Raw genomic sequence first — 24,004 nt, 5'->3', positions numbered from 1 at the left:
CCACGCCTGACGGAGCGTCGCGATGAATGCGCTCCTGCAAAGCCGCTCCGCCGATCTCGTCGCGCTCGGCACACTCGCGCTGCTGTATCTCGGCGGCGCCGGCATCGCGCTGTGGCGGATCCGCGCCGCGGCGCCGCGCGGCAAGATCTACTGGATCGTCTGCATGGCGCTGCTGTCGGGCGGCGCAATCGCAATGGGCGGCAACCTGTCGCCCGTGCCGGACACCGGTGAAATGCCGCCCGGTTTCGCGCTTGGCGTCGAGGCCGTCCTGCTCGGCCTCGCCCTGGTGGCCGGCGGTTGCGCGTGGCTGATGCTGCGCGCGAGGAAACACTGACGCGCTTGCATCACGCGGCGCGGTTTCCCCGGGTGTGAACAACGCCGCGCAAGCGGACCACGCCGGCGCCGATGCGCCGTTTTATCGTCACCCTATTACACGGACGGCGCGCGCGCCGTCACGAGCCAGCACGCTGCATCGAAGCGCACCTCGGCGCCGTGCACGTAACGCTCGAACGCGGCACGCGCCGTGTCGACCACGCGCCGCCGCGTCGCGTCATCCGTCTCCAGCAGCGCAAGCCCGACCGGGCCCAGCCGCGCGATGTAGTCCTCCAGCGCGGGCTCGGGCAGCACGCACGGTTTGTCGACCGGCTCGATCGCAATGTCGGCCCAGCCGCTGCCAGACAACACCGACACGATCCGCTGCCGGTCGCCGAACGCGAACTGGCCCGGCGCGCCGGGCTGCCGGGCGGGCAAGTTCGGCAGCAATGGCGCGACAGCCCGCTCGGCCGTCGTCATGAACGGGTTGTCGGCCGCACTGCGCCACGCGACGAACCGCATCTGCGCGTCCGGCCGCGCCGCACGCCGCAGGTTCGTGAACGCCCGGACCGGATCGTCGAAAAACATCACGCCGAGACGCGACACGATCAGGTCGACGCTCGCGGGCTCGAACGCATGCGTCTGTACGTCCGCGCGCACGAATCCGGCCTGCACGCCACTGCGTTCGGCACGTGCCCGCGCGGCGTCGATCATGCGCGCCGAAATATCGATGCCCGTGCAGTGCCCGTTCGCGCCGAGCCGCCGCGCGATCGCGAGCGTGACCGCGCCGGTGCCGCAGCCGACGTCGAGCACGCTGCGCGCGGACGACTCGGCCGCCGCGTCGGCGAGCAGCGTCTCGAACGGTTCGAACATCCGGTCCATCGGCGCCTGCGCATCGACCCACGCGCGCCCCGACGGACCATTCCACAGCGCGGACTGCGCTTCGTTGGGCCGGTTGGTTTCCATTGGCGATCCCCTTCTGATTCATGGATGATGAACCGGACTGTGCCGCTTCAAGCCGGCTTGAGGTCAAGCCCTCCGGCGCCCGCCGACAAGCGAGCACCTCGTCGCGCCCCGTTTTTTTCACATTTCTTACATTCGCGCTGCGTATCGTTGACGACTTTCCTACGGTGCCTCCCATGCGACGACTCCTCACGCGCGCCCTGCTCGTACGCTGCGCCCCCTTGCTTGCCCTCGCCGCGTTGTCCGCGTGCTCGAATCACATCGATACGCCGGACGATCCGGCCAGCGCGTCGGTCAACGTCCAGGCCGCATGGGTCGAGATCGGCGATACGAACCAGGCGATCGCGCGCGTGATCACGAACTACACGCCCGCGTCGGCCAGCGACCCGCTGTGCCCGCAGCTGACCGTCGACGGCAAGGTGTCGCGCATGGCGCTGCGCGCGGGCGCCGCGACGCTGGCCCAGCGGCCGACCGCCAGCGATCCGGCCGATTCGAAACCGTCGAGCTTTCCGGTCTCCGTCTGCGAAACGACGCTGCCGGCGGGCGCGCAGGCCGCGAGCGTCGCAGGCCGCACGCTGCCGCTGCCGAAAGCGCAGCCGCAGCGCATCGCGATCATCGCCGACACCGGTTGCCGGATGAAAAAGGCCGACAACGCGTGGCAGGCGTGCAACGACGCGACGGTCTGGCCGCTCGACACGATCGCGGCCAGCGTCGCGAAACTGTCGCCCGATCTGGTGCTGCACATCGGCGACTACCACTATCGCGAGAACGCGTGCCCGCCCGACATCGCCGGCTGCAAGGACAGCCCGTGGGGCTACGGCTGGGACACGTGGCAGGCCGACCTGTTCCGCCCGGCCGCGCCGTTGCTCGCGAAGGCGCCGTGGGTCGTCGTGCGCGGCAACCACGAGGAATGCGCGCGCGCGGGCCAGGGCTGGTTCCGCTTCCTCGATCCGCGTCCGTATTCGGCGGCGCGCTCGTGCGACGATCCGGCCAACGACAACAACGCGAACTATTCGGAACCCTATGCGGTGTCGCTCGGCGGCGGCTCGCAGGTGATCGTGTTCGATACCGCGAAGGTCGGCCGTACGCCGCTCAAGACGACCGACGCGCAATTCGGCATCTACCAGAAGCAGTTCCAGACGGTCGCATCGCTCGCGTCGAAGGCCGGCATGACGACGACGATCTTCACGAACCACCACCCGATCCTCGCGTTCGCGCCGATCGCCGGCAGCACGCCCGCGCCCGGCAACCTCGCGCTGCAGTCGGTGATGTCGAGCCTCAACGCGCAGGCGTACTACCCGCCGGGCGTGCACGTCGCGCTGCACGGCCACGTCCACGACTTCCAGGCGATCAACTTCTCGTCCGGACACCCGGCGACGATCGTGTCCGGCAACGGCGGCGACAACCTCGACGTCGCGCTGCCCGACCCGTTCCCGGCCGGCCTGACGCCCGCGCCGGGCGCCGTGATCGAGCGGCTGTCGCACAACAACAGCTTCGGTTTCCTGATCATGGAGCGCCGCGCAGCACCCGCGACGGGCTGGGTGTTCCATGCGTATTCGGCGGCAGGCAAGCTGCTCGCGTCGTGTGACCAGTCGGGCACGACGCTCGCCTGCGACAAGACGGGGTTCATCGCGCCGTGAGTGAAGAAGTCCGATGTGACGGCCGCGGGTTGCGCGGCCGGCAAACGCTGCACACGCTTGCCGTCACCCTGCTTGCCGGCGTGACGCTCGCGGCCCACGCCGCGCCGGCCGAAACGGTGCTGCTCCCCGGTGCGCCGCCGTCGCGCGTCGTCGACTCGATCGGCAACGGCACGCCGCAAGTGACGGGCAAGATCGATGCGGCCACCGCACGCTTCGCGCCCGATCCGACGCTCGTCGCGCTCGGCCGCCGGATCTTCTTCGACCCGCGGCTGTCCGAGCCGCGCGGCATGTCGTGCGCGGGCTGCCACGATCCGGGCCGCGCATTCGCGCCGACGTTGTCGGCCGCCTCGCTCGCCGGCCCCGGCGTGCCGGAGGGCAGCCGGCCCGGGCGCTTCAGCCAGCGCAACGCACCGTCGCTGCTCTATGTGCGCTACGTGCCTCGCCGCCATTTCTACCAGGACGACGACGCGCCGGCGCCGTCGCCGTTCGGCGGTCTGTTCAGCGACGGCCGCGCGGATACGCTCGCAGAGCAGATTCGCGGGCCGCTGTTCGATCCGAACGAGATGAACAACCGGTCGCCGGCCGCACTGCTGCGCAAGGTCAACGCGACCGAACTCGCGCCCGATCTCGCCGCGCGCTTCGGCGCGCCGGTGCGGCGCGATCCGGAGCAACTGGTGCGCGCGCTGGGTTCGGCCGTCGAGGCCTATCTGCAAAGCGACGAGATGGCGCCGTTCACGTCGCGCTTCGACGCGTTCCTGCGTACACGCAAGCCGCTGGCGCCGGCCGAGATGCGCGGCCTCGCGCTGTTCCGGAATCCGGACAAGGGCAACTGCATGACCTGCCATACGCTGTCGGACACATCGAGCCGTCCGGAGCGCTCGCTGTTCACCGATTTCGGCTACGACGCGATCGCGGTGCCGCGCAACCGCGCGCTGCCGGCGAACCGCGATCCGCGCCATTTCGACAACGGGTTGTGCGACACCGCGCGTCGGCTGCGCTGGCCCGAGCCGACGCAATGGTGCGGCTACCTGCGCACGCCGGGGCTGCGCAACGTCGCGCTCAAGCAGACGTTCATGCACAACGGCGTGTTCTCGACGCTGCGCGACGCGGTCGCGTTCTACAACACGCGCTCGACCGATCCCGGCTTCTGGTATCACGGCGCGAAGACGTTCGACGACGTGCCGGCCGCCTACCGCGGCAACATCAACGTCAACTCGACGCCGATGAATCGCCGGCCCGGTACGCCGCCCGCGCTGACCGACGCGGAAATCGACGACATCGTCGCGTTCCTCGGCACGCTGACCGACGCGCGCTATACGGGGGTCGCAGCGCCCGCGGCGCCCGTTGCCCCCGCTGCCCGGATCACGCGAACCGCCGCGCCGGCGCCTTGACCCTGGCCGGATGGCCAATCGCACGCGCACCCGCTTGCGGTCGCCGCAAACACTGGTTATATTTACAGTACTGTATTTATGAACAGTGAGGTGCGCGATGGAACATCTGGTCCGTATCGTCAACGAAGCCGATCGCCAAGTGCTGGCGTGGCTTCGCGCCCAGGTCGGCGATGCCCGCGTCGAGCGTGCGGCTCGCCAGCTCGGGCATACGCGCAAGCCCTTCCCGTCCGCCGTATGCCGGTACCTGGGCATGAGCGCACCGGCCACGCTGCGCCAGGCCGACCGGCCGCGCGCCGCACGCGATTTCTCGGTGGGTGATCGTTACCTGTCGCTGATCCGCCAGCACCTCGCCACGTGCTCGGCCAGCCGATGAAATGGCGGCGGCTTGCCACTGCGGCGTCTGGGCAAGCCGGCGCGCTCGCGTATTCGCCAGTCCGGCCAGCTGCCGCTGCGCTTACGCTGCCGCCGTGGCTTCCCGTACGAGGCGGCCGAGCGTTTCGAACGCCGCTTCGTGCGCCGCATCGAACACGCGCGTGCAGGCCAGCCGGATATAGCCGTCGAAGCGGTCGGTATTCGAGAAGATCGAACCGGGCGCGATCCTGATCCGCTGCGCCAGCGCGGCATCGAACAGCGCTTCGGAGCGCACGCCATCCGGCAACGCGATCCACAGCAGCATTCCGCCCGATGGCTGGTTCATCCGCGTGCCGGCCGGGAAATGTCGCGCGATCGCGTCGATCGTCACGTCACGCTGCACGCGCAATTGCTCACGAAACCGATGCAGATGACGGTCGAACGCACCCGAGCCGACGAATTCGGCCGCCACGGCCTGCAACAGCGCGGCGTTGTGTCGGCTGTGCGCGAACTTCAGCATCCTCACGCGCGCATGCCAGCGCCCCGCACTCATCCAGCCGAGCCGCATTCCGGGAGCCAGCACCTTGTTGAACGACGGACAGTAGATCACCGTGCCGTCGCGGTCCCACGCCTTGACCGGCTTGACCGTCAGCGGCCCTTCGACGAGCTCGCGATACGGCTCGTCCTCGATCACGGCCACGCCGTGGCGCGAGCACAGCGCGACGAGCGCGGCCTTGCGATCGTCGGGCATCACGCAGCCGAGCGGGTTCTGCAGGTTCGGCACGACGACCACGGCCCGAATGTCCGGATACGCGGTCAGCGCCACTTCGAGCGCCTCGATCGATAGCCCGGTCGTCGGGCTCGCCGGGATTTCGAGCGCACGCAGGCCAAGGCTTTCGAGCAACTGGATCAGGCCGAAGAAAGCCGGCGATTCGATCGCGATCGTGTCGCCGGGGCGCGCCACCGCGCGCAATGCGAGATTCACGGCATCGACGCCGCCGCTCGTCGACATCACGTCGTCCGGCGTCACCGTCACGCCATATGACAGCGCGCGTTTGGCCATCGTCTGCCGGAATTCAGGCGAACCGCCGACAGGCCCCGCATCGGTCAGCAAAGTGGGCTTGCGCCGCAGCAGCCGGATCGCCAGCGCCTGCAGGCGCTCGGCCGGGTACAGCGTGGCGAGTGCAGACGCGCCGCCGAGATTCAACGCGTCAATCACTGCGTTCGCGCGATCGATCACGCGCGACACGCGTTCATGCAGGCCCGCGAACGGCGGCTCGACGCGCAACGGCGGCCCGTCGCTTTCCGGCAGCGTGGCGAGCGCGGCCGCCGCACGGCGCCGCACGAAGTAGCCCGAACGCGGCTTCGCCTCGCACCAGCCCGTATCCTCGAGCCGCCGGAACGTCTGCGTTGCGGTCGACAGGCTCACACCGTGCTGCGCCATGAACGCACGCACCGACGGCATCCGGTCGCCGGGCGACAGCGTGCCGGCCGCGATGATGCGGCGGTAATGCTCGGCGAGCCGCTCGTAAAGCGGCTCGCCGTCCAGCGGCAATGGCGTGCGGGGTCCGTCGATGAAAGGCGTCATCGGACGATCGTGCCCGCGCGGCCCAGCGCACGCCAGATACAGATCCGGGGAAAACCCACCGATACAGCAATCCGAAATCGTCGCCTGCATCGCAACAGATTCCCGTCCCCTGAATCTGTCGTGCCCGCACCTGTTTCCCTAACCTGACTGCACGTAATCGCCTCGCCATCGCGAGGCCGCGCAACCGGGAAAAGGAATCGCCATGCGGACGCAACACATCCGGCTCGACGCCGGGCAAAGTCACTTTGCGTGGTTCGACAAGGGCTGCCAGGTGATCGTGCTGGACGGTGCGCTCGCGGTCACGTTGCGTCACGGCGGGCTCGACTGGCTGCCCGATGCACCGCAATACATTCGTCGCGTGCTCGACGAAGGCGAGTGTCTGACGTTCGACACGGCCGGCCACGTGGCGTTGTCGGCCGACGGGGCTGGCGCGGTCAGTACGACGGTCGTGGAGCCTTCGAGCCGGCGAGGTCTGCTCGCGGCGTGGCGTGGAATCCTGCGCCGGCTGTCCGGGCGGGTGCGCGGTGGCCGTCACGTGCGCGAGCACTCCTGATATCGCAACTTGCCACGTCGCGACACGCGCCTGGCAGGCCGCCCATCATCGCAGCCGGCTGACGGACGCGCTCGGCTCCGGGCATCCTTACGACCGCCGCAACCTGCCGGGCATGCGGCGGCCGCCACATCACGGCGCGTTCCGGCGACGCTCGACCCATTCGAAAATCGCCATCCCGGCCAGCATCGCGACGACGAACGCGATCCCCTTGACCGACCCGAAGCCGATCGACACGATCGCGGGCCCCGGACAGAACCCGGCAATCCCCCAGCCGATGCCGAACACCGCACTGCCTGCGACCAGGCGCACGGTGATCGCCCGCAACGCCGGCAACCGGATCGGCAGGCCGAGCCACGACCGCGTCCGGCGCTTCGCCCACGCGAACGCGAACGCGGCCACGCCCGTCGCGCCGGCCATCACGAATGCGAGCGACGGATCCCAGCGGCCGGCCAGGTCGAGAAAGCCGAGCACCTTCTGCGGATCGGCCATGCCGGACACGATGAGGCCGACGCCGAACAGCAGCCCGGCCAGAAACGCGAATCCTGCCTGCATGTCAGCCTCCCAGCACGTGCAACCGGACGAAGACGGTCACGAAGCCCGCGACCATGAAGGTCGCCGTCGCGACCACCGAACGCAGCGCACCGCGCGACATCCCGCACACGCCGTGGCCGCTTGTGCAGCCGCCCGCGTACCGCGTGCCGATCCCGACCAGCAGGCCGGCCGCCAGCAATTCGAGCCAGCTCGCGTCGACCTGCGGCGTCAGACCGGTTCCGGCGACGCGCATCACGACCGGCGCAGCGATCATTCCGCCGACGAACGCGATGCGCCAGTCGCGCTCGCCCGCCCCTGCCGTCAACAGCCCGCCGACGATGCCGCTGATGCCGGCAATCCGGCCGTTGAACGCGACGAGCCACGCGGCCGCGAGCCCGATCAGCACGCCGCCGGCCAGCGACAGCCACGGCGTGAAATGAAGCGCATCAAGCTGCATCGCGCTTCCCCTTCGCGGCCGGGCCGCAGAACTGTTCATACAGCACACCCATCACCGCGATCGCGGCCGGGCTGTCGAGCGAATAGTGGATGTTCTTGCCGTCGCGACGCGTGCGGACCAGCGCGTTGTCCCGCAACACGCCGAGCTGCTGCGACAGTGTCGGCTGGCGGATGTCCAGCCGTGTTTCGAGATCGCTGACGCAGCGCTCGCCCTGCGACAGTTCGCACAGCAGCAGCAGCCGGTCGGGATTCGACAACACCTTGAGGAGCGCGCAAGCCGATTCGACGGCGGCGCGCATCTGATCGGGCTCGGGTAGCCCGGCGGGAAGAGCGTCGTTCATCAGGGCATGGCTTCGATTAAAGAAACAATATTATATCAATGAATATAATGTTGCATCCCGTCGCGCGCGCACCGACGCCCTTGCCGCCCGCCTTCGCTCAGGCCTGCTCGCCCGCAACCCCGTCGACGCCCGACACCCGCGCCGCTTCGGCGCGCACCATGCCGAGCACCAGCACCGCGATCGCCGCAATCACGCATGGCGCCGCCACGACGGCAAACGCGGTCGACAGCGGCACGCCCATCGCCAGCATCGCGCCGCCTGCCATCGATCCGACGACCGAACCGCCACGGCCGATCCCGTTCGCCCAACTCACGCCCGTGGTCCGGCATGCGGTCGGATAGAACGCGGCCGACAGCGCATTCGCGCCAACCTGCGAACCCGATACGCAGAAACCGGCCGCGAACACGGCAAGCGCGGCGCCCCACGGCGACGTGGCCAACACGCCGATCGCCGCGACGAAGATGCCGGCCGCCGCGTAGCTGCAGGCCAGTACGCGATGCGGGTCGAAGCGGTCCATCAGCCAGCCGAGGACAATCGCGCCGAGCGTGCCGCCGACCTGGAACATCGCGGTCACGCGCGCGGCCGTCTGCAGCGTCGCGCCGGTCGTGCGCAACAGCGTCGGCAGCCAGCTCGACAGCAGGTAGATGACGAGCAGGCTCATGAAGAACGTCAGCCACAGCAGCAGCGTGCCGCGCAGCAGGTCGGCATCGAACAGCCGGCCGAGCGGCGACCCGGCCGGTTTGCCGCCCTGCGCGACGAACGACGCGTGCGCGAGGTGCGGATCCGGTGCAATGCGGCCGAGCATCGCCGCGATCCGCGCGGAAGGCGCGTTCCGGCTGACGAGATAGCGCACCGATTCCGGCAGCCGCCACGCGAGCACCGGCAGGAGCAGCAGCGGCGCGGCGCCGCCGACCACGAGCACCGAGCGCCAGCCGTGATGCTCGATCAGCGACGCGGCGGCGAGCCCGCCGAGCGCGGAACCGATCGTGAAGCCGCAGAACATCGTCGTCACCAGCAGCGAGCGGCGGCGCGCCGGACAGTACTCGGACGTCAGCGTGATCGCGTTCGGCATCGCGCCGCCGAGCCCGAGCCCGGTCACGAAGCGCCACACGATCAGCGCGGTCGGGCCGCCCGCGCTCGCCGACGCGGCGCTCGCGATGCCGAAGCACGCCACGCACGCGAGCAGCAGGCGCTTGCGGCCGAACCGGTCGCCGAACGGCCCGAACACGAGCGCGCCGGCCATCAGCCCGGCAAGCCCCGCGCCGAACACCGGCGCCAGCTGCACCGGTGACAAGCCCCATTCCGCGCGGATGACGGGTGCGACGAAACCGATCGATGCGGTATCGAACCCGTCGATCGCGACGATCAGAAAGCACAGAACGACGATCGCGGCCTGAAACGGCGCCACGCAATGCCGGTCGATCCATTCGCTGACGTCGATGGACAGCGTATCGGCCATGATGGTGTCTCCTCCAGGAAGGCGGTCGCGCGTCGTCTGTCGTTGAAATGCGCGCCGCCGGATTCGGGCTGAACGGATGCGTTATGCGACCGTCTTCAGGCAATCCTCCGCGCGCCAGCCGTGCAGCCAGTCGAGCGCGTCGTAGAACTGCGCCTGCGTGCGGCCGACCCAGAGCCCGTTGCGCACCTGCCGCTCGACGCCTTTCGCGTGATAGATCCGCCCCATTTCCCGCGCCGAATACAGCACCCGCGCAGTACGCGGAATCCGCACGCGCTCGTAGAGCGCGAACGCGGCCTCGAAATCGCCGTCGGCCTGTGCGACGGCAGCGCCGAGCGTCACCGCGTCCTCGAGCGCCTGGCATGCGCCCTGCGCGATGTATTGCGTCATCGGATGCGCGGCGTCGCCGAGCACCGTCGCACGACCCGCGCTCCAGCGTTCGACCGGATCGCGGTCGGCGGTCGCCCAGCGCTTCCACGACGTCGGCCGGTCGAGCATCTGCTTCGGCAGCGGATGAATGCCGTCGAAGTACGACAGCACTTCTTCCTTGCTGCCCTCGCGCACGCCCCACGTCTCCTGCTCGCGGCTGTGGAACGTGACGACGAGGTTGTACTGCCGCCCGCCGCGCAGCGGATAGTGAACGAGATGGCAATGCGGGCCGGCCCACACGACGGGCGCATTGATCTGCAGATCCTTCGGCATGTTGTCGACGTCGACCACCGCGCGATACACGACGTGGCCTGTCACGCGATGCGCATCGCCGATCAGCGCGTGACGGATCGCGGACTTCACGCCGTCGCAGCCGATCACCGCATCGGCGCGATAGCGTTCGCCATGCTGGTCGATCACGGTTACGCCGTTGCCGTCCTGCTCGAAACCGCACACCTGCGTGCTCGTCCGGAACTCGATCAGCGGATGATCCTTGACCGCCTCGTAGATCGAAAGATGGATGTCCGCGCGATGGATCACCGCATACGGATTGCCGAAGCGCTCGCGGTACGCGGCACCCGTATCGATGCGCGCAACCGCACGCGCATCGATCGCATCCATCAGTTGCAGCCAGTCGGTGAATACTGCGCGGCCGCGTGCCGCCTCGCCGACACCCAGCGCGTCGAGCGCGTTGAATGCGTTCGCCGCGAGCTGGATTCCCGCACCGATCTCGCCGATCTGCTCGGCCTGTTCGAGCAGCTTCACGCGGATGCCCTGGCGCGCGAGCGCCAGCGCCGCCGCGAGCCCGCCGATACCGCCGCCGATCACGAGTACGCGTCGGCCGTTGTTGTGTGTCTCGCTCATCTCTCTGTCTCCTGCTTCGTGTTACGCGACGTAATCCGGTTGCCGATGCGGTTGCGCGGTCTCGAAAGCCGGCTCGTGCCGTGCGTGTTCGGCCACCGCGAGGCTGCGCGGATACGCGCTCAGGTCACACCCCATCCGCAACGCGTTCGCGACCTGCGGCACGAGGCACACGTCGGCGAGCGTCGGCGTGTCGCCGAAGCACCACGGGCCCGCGTCCGCACGGGCGAGCAGCCGCTCGACGCCGGCCATCCCTTCCGCGATCCAGTGCCGGTACCACGCGGTCTTCTGCTGCGGCGTGACCTTCAGCTCGCTGTCGAGATAGCGCAGCACGCGCAGGTTGTTGACCGGATGGATGTCGCACGCGACCAACGCGGCCAGTTCCAGTACGCGCGCCCGACGGCGCGGCTCGAGCGGAATCAGCCGCGGTTCCGGATGAATCTGGTCGAGGTAATCGAGGATCGCGAGCGACTGGCCGAGACGGAAATCGCCGTCGACCAGCGCCGGCACCGCCGCCGACGGGTTCACCTGCGCGACGTAAGCGGCGTCGCGATGCTCGCCGGTGCGGATGTTCACGGGCAGCGTGTCGTACGGCAGCCCTTTCAGCGCGAGCGCGATACGCACCCGGTAGGATGTCGAACTGTTGAAGAAGCTATGCAGTTGCACGATGTAACCTTTCGGGAAAATGCGTCAGACCACGCGCACGGTCAGTTCGCCGAGACGCTCGACGCCGACCTTCATCACGTCGCCCGCCACCACCGCGCCAACGCCCTCCGGCGTACCCGTGAAGATCACGTCGCCCGGTTCGAGGCGGAAGAACTTCGACAGGTCGGCCACCGTTTCCGCAACCGACCAGATCAGGTGCGACACGTCGCTCTTCTGCTTCGTCGCGCCGTTGACGGTCAGCCACAGGCCGCCCTGCTCGAAATGACCGGCGTCGCTTGCCGGATGCACGGGCCCGATCGGCGCCGAGCGGTCGAACGCCTTGCCGATCTCCCACGGCCGGCCCATTTCGCGCATCTTCATCTGCAGGTCGCGGCGCGTCATGTCGAGGCCGACTGCATAGCCCCACACATGGTCGAGTGCGTGCTCGAGCGGAATGTCCGACCCACCCTTGCCGATCACCGCGACGAGTTCGGCTTCGTAGTGATAGTTCTGCGTCTGCGACGGATACGCGAGATCGAGCGTTTCGCCGTACGCGACCGGCACGATCGAATCGGCCGGCTTACAGAAGAAGAACGGCGGCTCGCGATCGGGATCGAAGCCCATTTCGCGTGCATGGGCCGCGTAGTTGCGGCCGACGCAATAGACGCGGCGGACTGCAAATCGGGCGTCGCTGCCGGCGACGGGCAGCGCCACGGGCGCTTCGGGCAGGAAAACGAAAGTCATGAACGGCTCCAGCGTAGGCATGAATGAAGGGGTGCGCCGCCACGGCGGCGCACGGAAAACGGATCGTTGAACGCGCCGGCGTCAGTCGCGCGCTTCGCGCAGCAGGTTCAGCGCGGACAGCACGGGCCGGTCGGAATAGCTGAACAGCACGCTGTCGGACGACGCCGACAGCCGCACCGGCGCCCACGACGGCGCGACGAAGATGTCGTGCGGCTCGAACGCGAATGCGTTGCCGCCGACAAATGCGGTGCCGGAACCTTCGACGACGCAGTAGATCGTCGCGTCGGTGCTGCGATACGTGCGGCCGTCGAAGCCGGCAGGCAGGAACTGCATGAAGGTCGCGATGGTGGGCATCGGCCAGCCGCCCGTCGCGGGGTTCACGTAGCGCAGCTTCACGCCGTCCCACGCATCGAGCTCGCCGTTCCGGTACAGCGCGTCGAGCGCCTCGCGGGTGCGGGCATACGGATAGCTGAACACCGGCGACGTCGGATCGCTCACGCGATGCCGCACCGGCACCATGTTGTGACCGAAGCGCGCGAGGCTGTCGCCTTCCGCGCGATTCACGGGCTGCACGGCTTCCGGGTAGTTCTCCGCGAAGCCCGCGTCGAGGTTCGCGACGAGCGGAATGTCGAGCCCGTCGAGCCATACGACCGGCTCGCCGCCCTCGTCCACCGACGGATTGCCGTGGTCATGCCACGCCCACGACGGCGTGATGATGAAGTCACCCGGATGCATCGTCGTGCGCTCGCCGTTCACGGCCGTCCATGCGCCGCGCCCTTCGACGATGAAGCGCAGCGCCGACTGCGTATGCCGATGGCTCGGCGCGATCTCGCCCGGCAGGATCAACTGCAGCCCCGCATACAGGCTCGGCGTCATGCTCGACTTGCCGGGCAGCCCCGGGTTCTCCAGCACCAGCACACGGCGCACGGCTTCTTCCGCGCTGATCACGCTGCCGGCCTGCATCACGAGGTCGCGCACCTGCGCATATTTCCAGATCGCGGCTTGCGCGGCCGGCTGCGGGGATTTCGGCACGAGGTTGTGCAGCGATTCCCACAGCGGCGCCAGGCGCTGCTCGGCGATCCGTGCGTAGTAGGCGGCGCGCGACGCGTCCGGTTGGGTCGTCATGATGTCTCCTTGAAGGCGGCCGATCGGCGTCGGCGCCAGGTCTGTCTGGTCGGGGACCGTGCAGCAGTCCGTGAGTGGATTTATATTCGACGCAGCCATACCCGGTAAAATGATCAAAACATCTGATCCATGTATTTCTGGATATACCTTCTTGCGACGAGGCATGCGATGGACTGGACCCACCGGCTGCGACTGCGGCATCTGCAGGTACTGCTGAGCCTCGCCGGCACCGGCAACCTGAGCCAGTCGGCGGTCGCGCTCGCGACCACGCAGCCCGCGCTGTCGAAATGGCTGAAGGAGCTGGAAGAAGATGTCGGGCTGCCGCTGTTCGAACGGCATGCGCGCGGCCTGCGGCCGACGCCCTACGGCGAAGCGCTGATCGAGCACGCGCGCCGCGTGGAAGCGCAGCTCGACGTCGCGCGCGACGACATGGCCGCGCTGCGCGAAGGCGGCAGCGGCCTCGTGACGATCGGCACATCGGGCGTCGCGGCGGCCGATACGGTGCCGCTCGCGGTGTCGCAGCTGCTGAAGCAGATGCCGCGCGCGCAGGTACGGCTCACCGAAAGCACGATGAACCAGCTGATGCCGCAGCTCGCACGCAGCGAACTCGATATCGTCGTCGGCCGTTCGGGCTCGACCTCCGTCGATCCGCTGCTGCGCGCCGAAGCGTTGTATGTCGATCCGGTCGTGTTCGTCGCGCGGCCCGGCCACGCGCTGGCCGGTGCGGCGTCGGTCGGCTGGGACGACGTGCTCGCCTATTCGTGGATCGTGTGGCCGTCGGGCACGCCCGTGCACAACGCGCTGGAGGCCGCGCTGACGGCCGCCGGCCGCGTGCGGCCGCCGCACTGCGTCGAATCGAATTCGTCGATCCTCAACCTCACGCTGCTGAACAACACCGACCTGCTCGGCGTCGCGTCGCATCGTGCTGCGCAGCGCTTTGCGCAGTTGAACGCGATCCGGATCCTGCCGATGCAGCTCGAAGGCCAGGGCGCGGTGTCGATGTACTGGCACCCCGACAGCGCGAACCGCGCGGCGGTGGCCGCGACGATCGAGTGCCTGCGCGCCTGCGCGGCGCCGCAGGTCGGCGGATGGGAGAAAGTGAAGGTGGAATGAATGGCGCGGCCCGGCGTCAACCGGGCCGCTTGGACGCGACGCGTCACGCGCCGTCGCAGGATGCCGCGCCGTCCAGCATCAGCGTGCCGACCCGCGCGGGCACGAGCGGTGTGCGCGGCACCGGCGGCGTCCAGCCGAACAATGCCTGCGCGGCCGCGCCGCATACGCGGCCCTGGCATGCGCCCATCCCGCAACGAGACTGCAGTTTCGCGGCCGTCCAGCCCGGCGCTTGCGCGACTGCATCGAAACGCACGTCTTCGCAGCGGCATAGCAGCGTATCGGGCCGCGCAAGCCGGCGGATCGGCTCGCGGATCGCGAAACGCCCACGCACGGCATCCGCAAACGCCTGCCAGTGCGCGCGCTGCGCAATCAGCGCGGCCAACTGCGCCGTCTGCCCGGTCGCCACATGACCGGCGATCTCGCCTTCGACCATCGCCAGCTCGCTGCCGCCGACGCCCGTACACTCGCCGGCCGCCAACACCCCTTCGCGGCTCGTACGCTGGTGCGCGTCGACCGCCACCGCGCCGTTCTCGATCCGGCAGCCGAGATGGCTCGGCAGCACGGTGTTCGGCACGAGGCCGAAGCCGCACGCGAGCCGGTCGCAATCGACATCGAACTCGCGATCGCCCTGGCGGATCCGAACGCGTTCGAGTCGCTTGTCACCGAATGCCTCGACGACATGCGCATCGGGCCGGTAAGCGGCCGTGGCGAGCTTCGCGGCCTGCGCGAGCTTCGACGGCCAGCGCCACAATCCCGCGCCGAAACCGGCGACGTCGCCCCATGCGGCCTGTTCGAGCACATGCGACACGCGCGCGCCGGCCTGACGGGCCGTCGCTGCGCTCGCCAGCAGCAGCGGCCCGCTGCCGGCGATCACCGTGCGTTGCCCGTGCACGTCGAGGCCATACTTGATCAGCGCCTGCAGGCCGCCCGCCCCGGTGACGCCCGGCAGCGTCCAGCCCGGAAACGGCAGCAGCAACTCACGGGCGCCGCAGCAGAGAATCAGCGTCCGGAAATCGAGCAGCAGCCCGCGTTCGTCATCCTCGAGCAGCAGCGTACCCGGCTGCGTTTCGGCGACGATGCGCGTCGCCGCGAGATGCGTGACGTTCGGCTGACGCAGCACGGCGAGGCGTTCGGCGGCGACCGGCGCGGGCTTGGCCGCCGCGCCTTGCCGCCAGATCTGCCCGCCCGCACGCGGGTTGTCGTCAATGATCGCGACCGTCGCGCCGCCCTTCACTGCTGCCCGCGCGGCCGACAGCCCGGCCGGACCCGCGCCGACGATCGCGACGTCGACGCTCAATCGTTCCTGTTTCATCGCGTACGCTCCACCTGCATCCCGTCGCGGCACAGCGTCTGGCACGCCAGCCGGCGCCGGCCGTCGATCGTCATCCGGCATTCCTGGCAGACGCCCATCCCGCAAAACGGCGCACGCGCCGCGCCCGTGCACGACACCCGCGTCGTGTCGTCGCCGCTCGCCGCAATGGCGGCCGCGACGGTCGCGCCGTCGGCCACCGTCAGCGCGCGGCCGTCCAGATGAATGATCATGTCAGCGCTCCGGCTACGGGGGACGCGGTCAGGAAGCGTCCCGGCAAATACGGTTCGATATCGATCGGCGGGCGCTCGCCGGCCATCAGTGCGGCGACGAGCCGCGCGCTGCCCGGCGCCGTCGTCACGCCGAGCCCTTCGTGCCCGACCGCGAGCCACACGCCCGGCCGCGCCGGGTGCTCGCCGAGCAGCGGCAGGCCGTCGGGGCTCGCGGAGCGGAATCCGGTCCATGAGCGGATGCCGTTCAGGTCGGCCAGATCCGGCAGGTAGCCCACCGCGCGGCGCAGCATGCGGGCCAGCACGGGCGGCTCGACACGCGCATCCTCGGTGTCGAACTGGCGCGACGAGCCGATCAGCAACTGGCCGGTCGGCCGCGGCTGCACGTTGAACGCGACCGACGTGCCGTCGCTCGCATGCGCGCTCGCCGCATACCCCAGCTCGACGAGCTGGTGCGACACCTGACCCGGATAACGATCCGTGATCAGCAGGTGACCCTTTTTCGGGCGCAGCGGCAATTCGGGCAGCAGCGTGCGCGCTGCAACGCCATTCGCGACGACGACGCGCTCCGCGCGCAGCGTGTCGCCGCTTGCGAGCGTCACGCCCGGTCCATCGACAGCGACGGCCCGGTCGCGGCGCAACGTGATGCGCGGTACGCGCTGCAGCAGCCAGTTCGCGGTGACGGGCGCATAGAGAATCGCGTCGCCGGGAATCTTCAGCGCCCCGCCGAGCCCCGTTCGCAGCATCGGCTCCAGTCGTGCAAGCGCCGCCGCGTCGATCAGCTCGCCGGCCACGCCGTGCGCGGCAAGCGTCGCCTGCTTGGCGCGCGCCAGATCCATCTCGTGCGCATCGGCCGCGAGCCACAGCGTGCCGCAGTTGCGGTACGCGCAGCCTTCCGGCATTTCGCCGCTCAGCGCGCGCCACAGTTCAATCGAGTAATGGCTGAGTGCCAGCTCGGCCGCGTTGTCGTCCATCGCGACGAGGTGGCCCATCCCCGCGCCGGTCGCGCCGCCGCTCGCGTCGTCGACGACGAGCACACGCAGCCCGCGCTGCGCGAGTTCGTGCGCGCACGCCGCGCCGACGATGCCGGCGCCGATCACGACGACGTCGGTCTTCGTTTCGCTCACGACCCGATGCCCCAGCCGAAGGGATCGTCTTCCTCGATCAGCAGCGTCGCTTCCGCGCTCAGGTGCGCGCTGCCGCGGATCGTCGGCACGATGCCGCCGTCGGCCTGCTCGTAGCTCGCCTGGAACACGCTGCCGATCACGCTCGCCTGCCGCCACACGACGCCCGGTGCAAGCTTGCCGTCGGCCGCGAGACACGCGAGCTTCGCGCTCGTGCCGGTGCCGCACGGCGAACGGTCGTACGCGAGGCCCGGGCACAGCACGAAGCTGCGGCTGTCGTGTTCGGTGTCGTCGGCGAACAGCTCGATGTGGTCGATCTCGCCGCCGTTCGCGCCGGTGATGCCCGCGCGTTCGAGCCCTTCGCGCACGGCCGACGCATACGCGGTGAGCGCCGCGACGTTGTCGCCGGTCACGCGCTGCCCGTGGTCGCTGATCAGGAAGAACCAGTTGCCGCCCCACGCGATGTCGCCCTTCACGGGGCCGTATCCCGGCACGTCGACGGCGACGCCCTGCGCATGGCGATACGCGGGCACGTTGCGCACGCTGACCGACAGGTCGTCGTGCAGCGTCGCCTCGACGGTGCCGACGGGCGTTTCGATCCGGTGCACGCCGGGTGCGATGCGGCCCATGTGATGCAGCGTGCGCACGACGCCGATCGTGCCGTGCCCGCACATCCCGAGATAACCGCTATTGTTGAAGAAGATCACGCCGGCCGCCGCGTCGGGCGATACGGGTTCGCACAGCAGCGCGCCGACCAGCACGTCGCTGCCGCGCGGCTCGAGGATGCACGCGGTGCGGTAACGGTCGTGCTCGCGCGCGAGCACGTCGCGGCGCTCGGCCATCGTGCCGCTGCCGAGCGACGGAAATCCGGACACGACGAGCCGAGTGGGTTCGCCGCCCGTGTGCGAATCGATGATCTGGATGCGCTTCATCATGAGCCGTCCGAAGTGGGGAAAGGAGCATAGCTTCCTCCGTCGCGCGTCCGTCCGCTTGTGGCTTTTCGATGAGGACGACGACGAAATCGGCATAGTGCGACGCGCCCGTCGCGCCCCTGCCGGCCGCTGTGCCGATTTCGTCATTTTGCTCCGCGATACGACTCAAGCGTGATGGGCATTTGCGCGGCGATACTGGTTGCCACACCGACACACCTGTCGGCCGACCGATACGAACGTAGGAGATTTCAGTGAGCCGCAAAGCCATTCAATGGACCGGGGTTTTCCCGGCCGTCAGCACCCAGTTCAAGCCGGACTTTTCCCTCGACATCGACGCCACGCACCGCGTAGTGAAGAACCTGGTGAACGACGGCGTGTCGGGCCTCGTGGTCTGCGGCACGGTCGGCGAAAACACGTCGCTGTCGACGAGCGAGAAACTCCAGGTGATCGAAGCCGCGCGCGACGCGGCCGGCGGCAAGATTCCGGTGATCGCCGGCATCGCCGAATTCACGACCGAATTCGCGCGCAACACGGTGCGTGAAGCGCAGCGCGTCGGTGTCGACGGCGTGATGGTGATGCCCGCGCTCGTGTACTCGGCGAAGCCGCATGAAACCGCTGCGCACTTCCGCGCGGTCGCGACGAGCACCGACCTGCCGGTGATGGTCTACAACAACCCGCCGATCTACAAGAACGACGTGACGCCCGACGTGCTGATCGCGCTGCAGGATTGCGAGAACATCGTCTGCTTCAAGGATTCGTCGGGCGATACGCGCCGCTTCATCGACCTGCGCAACGCGGTCGGCGATCGTTTCGTGCTGTTCGCGGGCCTCGACGACGTCGTGGTCGAGAGCATCGCGGTCGGCGCCGAAGGCTGGGTGTCGGGCATGTCGAACGCGTTCCCGAAGGAAGGCGAGACGCTGTTCCGCCTCGCGAAGCAGAAGCGCTTCGACGAAGCGCTCGCGCTGTACCGCTGGTTCATGCCGCTGCTGCACCTCGATGCCCGCCCCGACCTCGTGCAGTGCATCAAGCTGTGCGAAGAGCTGGTCGGCCGCGGCAGCGCGATCACGCGTCCGCCGCGCCTCGCGCTGCAGGGCGACACGCTCGCGGAAGTGAAGGCGATCGTCGCGAAGGCGCTCGAAACGCGCCCGGCACTGCCCGACGTCGGTCTCTGATCGACTCCCCTGCGGCGGCGCGCAGGCTTCCCCTGCTCGCCGCCGTCTCCGGTCCGGCATTGGCCCGCGGGCCCGTTTCCACCGGCGCCAGCCCGCGCCGCGCGTGAACGGGCCGCGTCCCGCCCCGGTCGTTCGAACCGGGCGACGCCGGCCGGCAGGCGCGCGCGCTGCTCCGTCGGAGCGCGCGCAGCTCACGCCTGTACCGCCATTCCCCAGGAGACAAGCCCATGCCAGGCCAAGGCAACGCTCAACCGTCTGTCCCGCTTTCCCGTTCCGCGCACCCCGACGCGGGTCACGGCAAGTTCAAGAAACAGCTGTCGCTGACCGATCTCACGTTCATCGGTCTCGGTGCCATCTTCGGTTCGGGGTGGCTGTTCGCCGCGAGTCACGTGTCGACGATCGCGGGCCCGGCCGGCATCTTCTCGTGGCTGCTCGGCGGCTTCGCGGTGCTGCTGCTCGGCATCGTCTACTGCGAACTCGGCGCCGCGCTGCCGCGTGCCGGTGGCGTCGTGCGCTATCCGGTGTTCTCGCACGGCCCGCTGCTCGGCTACCTGATGGGCTTCATCACGCTGATCGCCTTTTCGAGCCTGATCGCGATCGAAGTCGTCGCCGCGCGCCAGTACGCGGCCGCGTGGTTTCCTGGCCTGACGGCCGAAGGATCGAGCGACCCGACGACGCTCGGCTGGCTCGTGCAGGCCGCGTTGCTTTGCTTCTTCTTTTACCTGAACTATTCGAGCGTGAAGACGTTCGCGAAAGCGAACAACATCATCAGCATCTTCAAGTTCATCGTGCCGCTCGCCGTGATCGGCGTGCTGTTCACGTTCTTCAAGCCCGCGAACCTGACCGTCCACGGCTTCGCACCGTTCGGCATGCCGGGCATCGAGATGGCCGTGTCCGCGGGCGGCATCATCTTCGCGTATCTCGGGCTCACGCCGATCGTGTCGGTCGCGAGCGAAGTGCGCAATCCGCAGCGCACGATCCCGATCGCGCTAATCCTGTCGATCCTGCTGTCGACGCTGATCTACGTGCTGCTGCAGCTCGCGTTCATCGGCAGCATCCCGACCGCCATGCTCGCCGCCGGCTGGCACGACGTCAGCAAGGCGTTCTCGCTGCCGTACCGCGACATCGCGCTCGCGCTCGGCGTCGGCTGGCTCGCGGTGATGGTCGTCGCCGACGCGATGATCTCGCCGAGCGGCTGCGGCAACATCTACATGAACGCGACGCCGCGCGTCGTCTACGGCTGGGCGAAGACGGGCACGTTCTTCAAGGTGTTCACGCGTGTCGACGAAGCATCGGGCATCCCGCGCGCGGGCCTGTGGCTCACGTTCGGCCTCGCAATCTTCTGGACGCTGCCGTTCCCGTCGTGGGAAGCGCTGATCAACATCGTGTCGGCCGCGCTCGTGCTGAGCTATGCGGTCGCGCCGGTCTCGGTCGCCGCGCTGCGCCGCACCGCTCCCGACCTGCCGCGGCCGTTCCGTGCGGTGGCATTCGGCATCACCGGCCCTGCATCGTTCGTGATCGCCGCGCTGATCGTCTACTGGTCGGGCTGGAGCACCGTGTCCTGGCTGCTGGGCCTGCAGATCGTGATGTTCGTCATCTATCTCGCATGCCGCCGCTGGGTGCCGACCGCGCACCTGAGCCTCGCCGAACAGGTGCGCTCGTCCGCGTGGCTGATCGCGTTCTATGCCGCGATGATCGTGCTGTCGTATCTCGGCGGCTTCGGCGGCACGGGCCAGCTCGCGCATCCGTACGACACGGTCGTCGTCGCGGCCGTCGCACTCGCCATCTACTACTGGGGCGCCAACACCGGCGTGCGCGCCGACAAGCTGCAGCTCGACGACGACGAGGACTGACGCCCTCCCGCCATTTCCCATGATCCCTGCGGCCGGGCGCACCACGCCCGGCCCCTGCTTTTTTCCGAGGAAAACCATGCAACTCACAGGTCAACTGCTGATCGGCCAGTCCGCCGTCGCCGGACAGAACGGCACCCTCCACGCGATCGCCGCCGCCACCGGCGAACCGATCGAACCCGCTTTCGGCGGCGCGAGCCTGCACGACCTGGAGACGGCCTGCGCGCTCGCCGACGACGCGTTCGACCTCTATCGCGAAACGCCGCTCGAAGCGCGCGCCGCGTTTCTCGACGCGATCGGCCGCCACATCATGGCGCTCGGCGACGACCTGATCGAGCGCTGCGTGATCGAAACGGGGCTGCCGCGCGCACGCATCGAAGGCGAACGCGGCCGCACGGTCGGCCAGCTCGCGCTGTTCGCTTCGCTCGTGCGCGACGGCGGCTTTCTCGACGCACGGATCGATCCGGCGCGCCCCGAGCGCAAGCCGCTGCCGCGCGTCGACCTGCGCCTGCGCAACGTCGCGGTCGGGCCCGTCGCCGTGTTCGGCGCGTCGAATTTCCCGCTCGCGTTCTCGGTCGCCGGCGGCGACACGGCATCGGCGCTGGCAGCCGGCTGCCCGGTGATCGTCAAGGCGCATTCCGCGCACCCGGGCACGTCGGAACTCGTCGGCCGCGCGATCCAGCAGGCCGCGCGCGAATGCGGGATGCCGGCCGGCGTGTTCTCGCTGCTGTTCGACGCGTCGCGCGAGATCGGCCAGGCGCTCGTCGCCGATCCGCGCATCAAGGCCGTCGGCTTCACCGGGTCGCGTCGCGGCGGCGTCGCGCTGATGCATATTGCGGCCGCGCGCCCCGAGCCGATTCCCGTCTATGCGGAAATGAGCTCGATCAATCCCGTGCTGCTGTTTCCCGCCGCGCTCGATTCCCGCCACGACACCATCGCGCCGCAGTTCGTCGCGTCGCTCACGCTCGGCGCCGGCCAGTTCTGCACGAACCCCGGCCTGGTGCTCGCCGTCGACGGCCCGGCGCTGCGCGCGTTCGAAGCCGCGTCGGCCGATGCGGTGCGCGCGGCGGCCGCGCAGACGATGCTGACGCCGCATATCCACGCGAGCTATGCGCAAGGCGTCGCGGCACTGCGCGGTCACGATGCGGTCGAGCTGCTGGCGCAAGGCGCGGAAGGCGGCCGCCATCAGGCCCGCGCGGCGCTGTTCGCGACCTCGGCCGACGCGTTCATCGCGCGCCCGGAGCTGCGCGACGAAGTATTCGGCCCCGCATCGCTGATCGTCCGCTGCCCGGATACCGATACGCTGCATCGCGTGCTGAAATCGCTCGAAGGCCAGTTGACGATCGCCGCGCATCTCGCCGACGGCGACGCGGCGCTGTTCGCCGCGCTGCGCCCGACGCTCGAACGCAAGGCCGGCCGCATTCTCGTCAACGGCTTCGGCACGGGTGTCGAGGTCGGTCACGCGATGGTGCACGGCGGCCCGTTCCCGGCGACTTCCGACACGCGCACGACGTCCGTCGGCGCACGCGCGATCGAGCGCTTCCTGCGCCCCGTGTCATATCAGGACCTGCCGGATGCGCTGCTGCCGGACGCGATCCGCAACGGCAATCCGCTGCACGTGCCGCAACGCATCGACGGCGTGCCCGCGCCGCGCGAGGTGAATCATGACTGAGCAAACCGCCGAAGTCGTCCTGTCGCTCGATGAAGTCCACGCGCTCGCGCTGCGCGTGCTGACGCACCACGGGATGTCCGACGCGCATGCACGGGCCATCGCCCACGTGATCACGCAGGGCCAGCGCGATGAATGCCATTCGCACGGCGTGTACCGGCTGCTCGTCTGCGTGCGTTCGCTGAAGAAGGGCAAGGTCGATCCGCAAGCAGTGCCGACGCTACGCAAGCTGTCGTCGTCGATCGTCGCGGTCGATGCGCATCGCGGCTTTTCGCTGCTGAGCTTCGAAACCGGGCTGCCCGTGCTCGTCGAGATGGCGAAGCAGCACGGCATCGCCGCGATGACGATCAATCACTGCTACCACTTCTCGGCGCTGTGGCCCGAGGTCGAGGCGATTGCCGCCGAAGGGCTGGTCGGCATCGCGATGAACCCGAGCCATAGCTGGGTCGCACCGGAAGGCGGCCGCGAGCCCGTGTTCGGCACGAACCCGATCGCGTTCGCATGGCCGCGCCCCGGCGGCGAGCCGTTCGTGTTCGATTTCGCGACGAGCGCGATCGCGCGCGGCGACATCGAGCTGCACGCGAAGCAAGGCAAGGCGATTCCATCGCACTGGGCGATCGATGCCCACGGCCAGCCGACCACCGACCCGAAGGCCGCGCTGCAGGGCGCAATGCGTACGTTCGGCGGCCACAAGGGCTCGGCGCTCGCGGCGATGGTCGAATTGCTCGGCGGCGCGCTGATCGGCGACATGACGAGCCGCGAATCGATGGACTTCGACGAAGGCGTCGGCGCGACGCCGTGCCACGGCGAGCTCGTGATCGCGTTCGATCCGAAGGTGTTCCTCGGCGACGATCTCGACGCGGGCCTCGCGCGCGGCGAACGGATGTTCGAATCGATCGTCGCGCAGGGTGCGCGGCTGCCGTCGCAACGGCGCTTCGACGCCCGCGCGCGCAGCATCGCGAACGGCGTGCGGGTTCCGAAGGCGCTGTACGACGAAATCCTGACGCTGCTCGACTGACGCCCGGGCGCGGGGGCGGCGCGCCTTCGTCATCGACGAGAAGGCGACTCCGCCGCCGCCCGAACCGGCCGGGCCGGCAGCTCGCAGCCGCCACGCCCGTCACGCGGCCCATGCCCGTCGCCGGCCCCATGGGCGCCACGCCCGCGGCGGCTGTGGGATAATCGCCCGGTTTGCCCTGGGCGCAGCTCAAGAGGTTGTTCG

At 69.2% G+C, this 24,004-nt stretch carries 24 protein-coding genes; 10 read left to right on the top strand and 14 right to left on the bottom strand.

Annotated elements, in window-relative coordinates:
* The first annotated feature begins 22 nt into the window (after nucleotides 1-22).
* Nucleotides 23-334, top strand: coding sequence for a hypothetical protein (locus tag HWX87_RS00560; protein WP_176045159.1), 312 nt, complete (start codon nucleotides 23-25; stop codon nucleotides 332-334).
* Nucleotides 335-429: 95 nt separating this feature from the next.
* Here HWX87_RS00560 and HWX87_RS00555 read toward each other — a convergent pair whose 3' ends face one another.
* Complete coding sequence (locus HWX87_RS00555; protein ID WP_176045158.1) at nucleotides 430-1,278, bottom strand: class I SAM-dependent methyltransferase; 849 nt, start codon at nucleotides 1,276-1,278, stop codon at nucleotides 430-432.
* A gap of 173 nt (nucleotides 1,279-1,451) precedes the next feature.
* Between HWX87_RS00555 and HWX87_RS00550 the strand changes: the two genes are divergently transcribed.
* The 3 genes from HWX87_RS00550 to HWX87_RS00540 all read left to right on the top strand — a co-directional run bounded on the left by HWX87_RS00550 (nucleotide 1,452) and on the right by HWX87_RS00540 (nucleotide 4,679).
* The gene (locus HWX87_RS00550) at nucleotides 1,452-2,915 is read left to right on the top strand and encodes a metallophosphoesterase (protein WP_176045157.1); all 1,464 of its coding nucleotides are present in this window, start codon (nucleotides 1,452-1,454) and stop codon (nucleotides 2,913-2,915) included.
* The gene (locus tag HWX87_RS00545; protein WP_176045156.1) at nucleotides 2,912-4,306 is read left to right on the top strand and encodes a cytochrome c peroxidase; all 1,395 of its coding nucleotides are present in this window, start codon (nucleotides 2,912-2,914) and stop codon (nucleotides 4,304-4,306) included. Before HWX87_RS00550 ends, HWX87_RS00545 begins: the two co-directional genes overlap by 4 nt.
* A 97-nt stretch (nucleotides 4,307-4,403) precedes the next feature.
* The gene (locus HWX87_RS00540) at nucleotides 4,404-4,679 is read left to right on the top strand and encodes a hypothetical protein (protein ID WP_176045155.1); all 276 of its coding nucleotides are present in this window, start codon (nucleotides 4,404-4,406) and stop codon (nucleotides 4,677-4,679) included.
* A gap of 81 nt (nucleotides 4,680-4,760) precedes the next feature.
* On the opposite strand, the gene HWX87_RS00535 is transcribed toward HWX87_RS00540, so the two are convergent.
* Entirely contained in the window at nucleotides 4,761-6,245 is a 1,485-nt protein-coding gene (locus HWX87_RS00535) for a PLP-dependent aminotransferase family protein (protein WP_176045154.1), read from the bottom strand.
* Nucleotides 6,246-6,447: 202 nt separating this feature from the next.
* Here HWX87_RS00535 and HWX87_RS00530 point away from each other — a divergent pair, with 202 nt between their 5' ends.
* Nucleotides 6,448-6,798 (top strand): hypothetical protein, encoded by a 351-nt coding sequence (locus HWX87_RS00530; RefSeq protein WP_176045153.1) that lies wholly within the window; start codon nucleotides 6,448-6,450, stop codon nucleotides 6,796-6,798.
* A 129-nt stretch (nucleotides 6,799-6,927) separates the two neighbouring features.
* Here HWX87_RS00530 and HWX87_RS00525 read toward each other — a convergent pair whose 3' ends face one another.
* The 8 genes from HWX87_RS00525 to gtdA all read right to left on the bottom strand — a co-directional run bounded on the left by HWX87_RS00525 (nucleotide 6,928) and on the right by gtdA (nucleotide 13,386).
* Nucleotides 6,928-7,350: a DUF6691 family protein gene (locus HWX87_RS00525; protein WP_176045152.1), complete on the bottom strand. Its 423-nt coding sequence runs from the start codon at nucleotides 7,348-7,350 to the stop codon at nucleotides 6,928-6,930.
* 1 nt (nucleotide 7,351) lies between these two features.
* Nucleotides 7,352-7,786: a YeeE/YedE family protein gene (locus HWX87_RS00520; RefSeq protein ID WP_176045151.1), complete on the bottom strand. Its 435-nt coding sequence runs from the start codon at nucleotides 7,784-7,786 to the stop codon at nucleotides 7,352-7,354.
* Entirely contained in the window at nucleotides 7,776-8,126 is a 351-nt protein-coding gene (locus HWX87_RS00515) for a metalloregulator ArsR/SmtB family transcription factor (protein ID WP_176045150.1), read from the bottom strand. Before HWX87_RS00515 ends, HWX87_RS00520 begins: the two co-directional genes overlap by 11 nt.
* A 97-nt stretch (nucleotides 8,127-8,223) precedes the next feature.
* A complete protein-coding gene (locus tag HWX87_RS00510) occupies nucleotides 8,224-9,585 on the bottom strand; it encodes an aromatic acid/H+ symport family MFS transporter (RefSeq protein ID WP_176045149.1) in 1,362 nt (453 codons plus the stop codon).
* An 81-nt stretch (nucleotides 9,586-9,666) separates the two neighbouring features.
* Nucleotides 9,667-10,875 (bottom strand): 3-hydroxybenzoate 6-monooxygenase, encoded by a 1,209-nt coding sequence (locus HWX87_RS00505; RefSeq protein ID WP_176045148.1) that lies wholly within the window; start codon nucleotides 10,873-10,875, stop codon nucleotides 9,667-9,669.
* A gap of 21 nt (nucleotides 10,876-10,896) precedes the next feature.
* A complete protein-coding gene (gene maiA / locus HWX87_RS00500; RefSeq protein WP_176045147.1) occupies nucleotides 10,897-11,538 on the bottom strand; it encodes a maleylacetoacetate isomerase in 642 nt (213 codons plus the stop codon).
* Nucleotides 11,539-11,562: 24 nt separating this feature from the next.
* Nucleotides 11,563-12,261: a fumarylacetoacetate hydrolase family protein gene (locus tag HWX87_RS00495; protein ID WP_176045146.1), complete on the bottom strand. Its 699-nt coding sequence runs from the start codon at nucleotides 12,259-12,261 to the stop codon at nucleotides 11,563-11,565.
* An 81-nt stretch (nucleotides 12,262-12,342) separates the two neighbouring features.
* A complete protein-coding gene (gene gtdA, locus HWX87_RS00490) occupies nucleotides 12,343-13,386 on the bottom strand; it encodes a gentisate 1,2-dioxygenase (protein ID WP_176045145.1) in 1,044 nt (347 codons plus the stop codon).
* A gap of 168 nt (nucleotides 13,387-13,554) precedes the next feature.
* On the opposite strand from gtdA, the gene HWX87_RS00485 reads away from it, so the two are divergent.
* The gene (locus HWX87_RS00485) at nucleotides 13,555-14,499 is read left to right on the top strand and encodes a LysR substrate-binding domain-containing protein (RefSeq protein WP_176045144.1); all 945 of its coding nucleotides are present in this window, start codon (nucleotides 13,555-13,557) and stop codon (nucleotides 14,497-14,499) included.
* 43 nt (nucleotides 14,500-14,542) lie between these two features.
* Here the strand turns inward: HWX87_RS00485 and HWX87_RS00480 are convergent, their stop codons facing one another.
* Genes HWX87_RS00480 through HWX87_RS00465 form a run of 4 tightly spaced genes read right to left on the bottom strand, consistent with a single transcriptional unit; the run spans nucleotide 14,543 to nucleotide 18,094 of the window.
* Nucleotides 14,543-15,811 carry an FAD/NAD(P)-binding oxidoreductase gene (locus HWX87_RS00480; RefSeq protein WP_176045143.1) on the bottom strand — a complete coding sequence of 423 codons (1,269 nt, stop codon included), beginning with the start codon at nucleotides 15,809-15,811 and terminating at the stop codon, nucleotides 14,543-14,545.
* Nucleotides 15,808-16,041 carry a 2Fe-2S iron-sulfur cluster-binding protein gene (locus HWX87_RS00475; protein WP_040139619.1) on the bottom strand — a complete coding sequence of 78 codons (234 nt, stop codon included), beginning with the start codon at nucleotides 16,039-16,041 and terminating at the stop codon, nucleotides 15,808-15,810. The genes HWX87_RS00480 and HWX87_RS00475 overlap by 4 nt, the downstream gene beginning before the upstream one ends.
* Nucleotides 16,038-17,165 (bottom strand): FAD-dependent oxidoreductase, encoded by a 1,128-nt coding sequence (locus HWX87_RS00470; RefSeq protein WP_176045142.1) that lies wholly within the window; start codon nucleotides 17,163-17,165, stop codon nucleotides 16,038-16,040. The genes HWX87_RS00475 and HWX87_RS00470 overlap by 4 nt, the downstream gene beginning before the upstream one ends.
* Nucleotides 17,162-18,094, bottom strand: a complete 933-nt coding sequence (locus HWX87_RS00465; RefSeq protein ID WP_176045702.1) for a 4-hydroxyproline epimerase — start codon at nucleotides 18,092-18,094, stop codon at nucleotides 17,162-17,164. The genes HWX87_RS00470 and HWX87_RS00465 overlap by 4 nt, the downstream gene beginning before the upstream one ends.
* Before the next feature lie 251 nt (nucleotides 18,095-18,345).
* Here HWX87_RS00465 and HWX87_RS00460 point away from each other — a divergent pair, with 251 nt between their 5' ends.
* The 4 genes from HWX87_RS00460 (at nucleotide 18,346) to HWX87_RS00445 (ending at nucleotide 23,803) form a co-directional block, all read left to right on the top strand.
* Nucleotides 18,346-19,266, top strand: coding sequence for a dihydrodipicolinate synthase family protein (locus HWX87_RS00460; RefSeq protein WP_011547925.1), 921 nt, complete (start codon nucleotides 18,346-18,348; stop codon nucleotides 19,264-19,266).
* A gap of 227 nt (nucleotides 19,267-19,493) precedes the next feature.
* Nucleotides 19,494-21,119 (top strand): APC family permease, encoded by a 1,626-nt coding sequence (locus HWX87_RS00455; protein WP_176045141.1) that lies wholly within the window; start codon nucleotides 19,494-19,496, stop codon nucleotides 21,117-21,119.
* A 76-nt stretch (nucleotides 21,120-21,195) separates the two neighbouring features.
* Entirely contained in the window at nucleotides 21,196-22,788 is a 1,593-nt protein-coding gene (locus HWX87_RS00450) for an aldehyde dehydrogenase (NADP(+)) (protein ID WP_176045140.1), read from the top strand.
* On the top strand, nucleotides 22,781-23,803 hold the full coding sequence (locus tag HWX87_RS00445) for an Ldh family oxidoreductase (RefSeq protein WP_176045139.1): 1,023 nt from the start codon (nucleotides 22,781-22,783) through the stop codon (nucleotides 23,801-23,803). The genes HWX87_RS00450 and HWX87_RS00445 overlap by 8 nt, the downstream gene beginning before the upstream one ends.
* Nucleotides 23,804-24,004: the final 201 nt, after the last annotated feature.

It is taken from the genome of Burkholderia sp. BCC1644 (assembly GCF_902833225.1).
Classification (GTDB): Bacteria; Pseudomonadota; Gammaproteobacteria; order Burkholderiales; family Burkholderiaceae; genus Burkholderia.
This window is presented reverse-complemented; position numbering and strand designations above follow the sequence as displayed.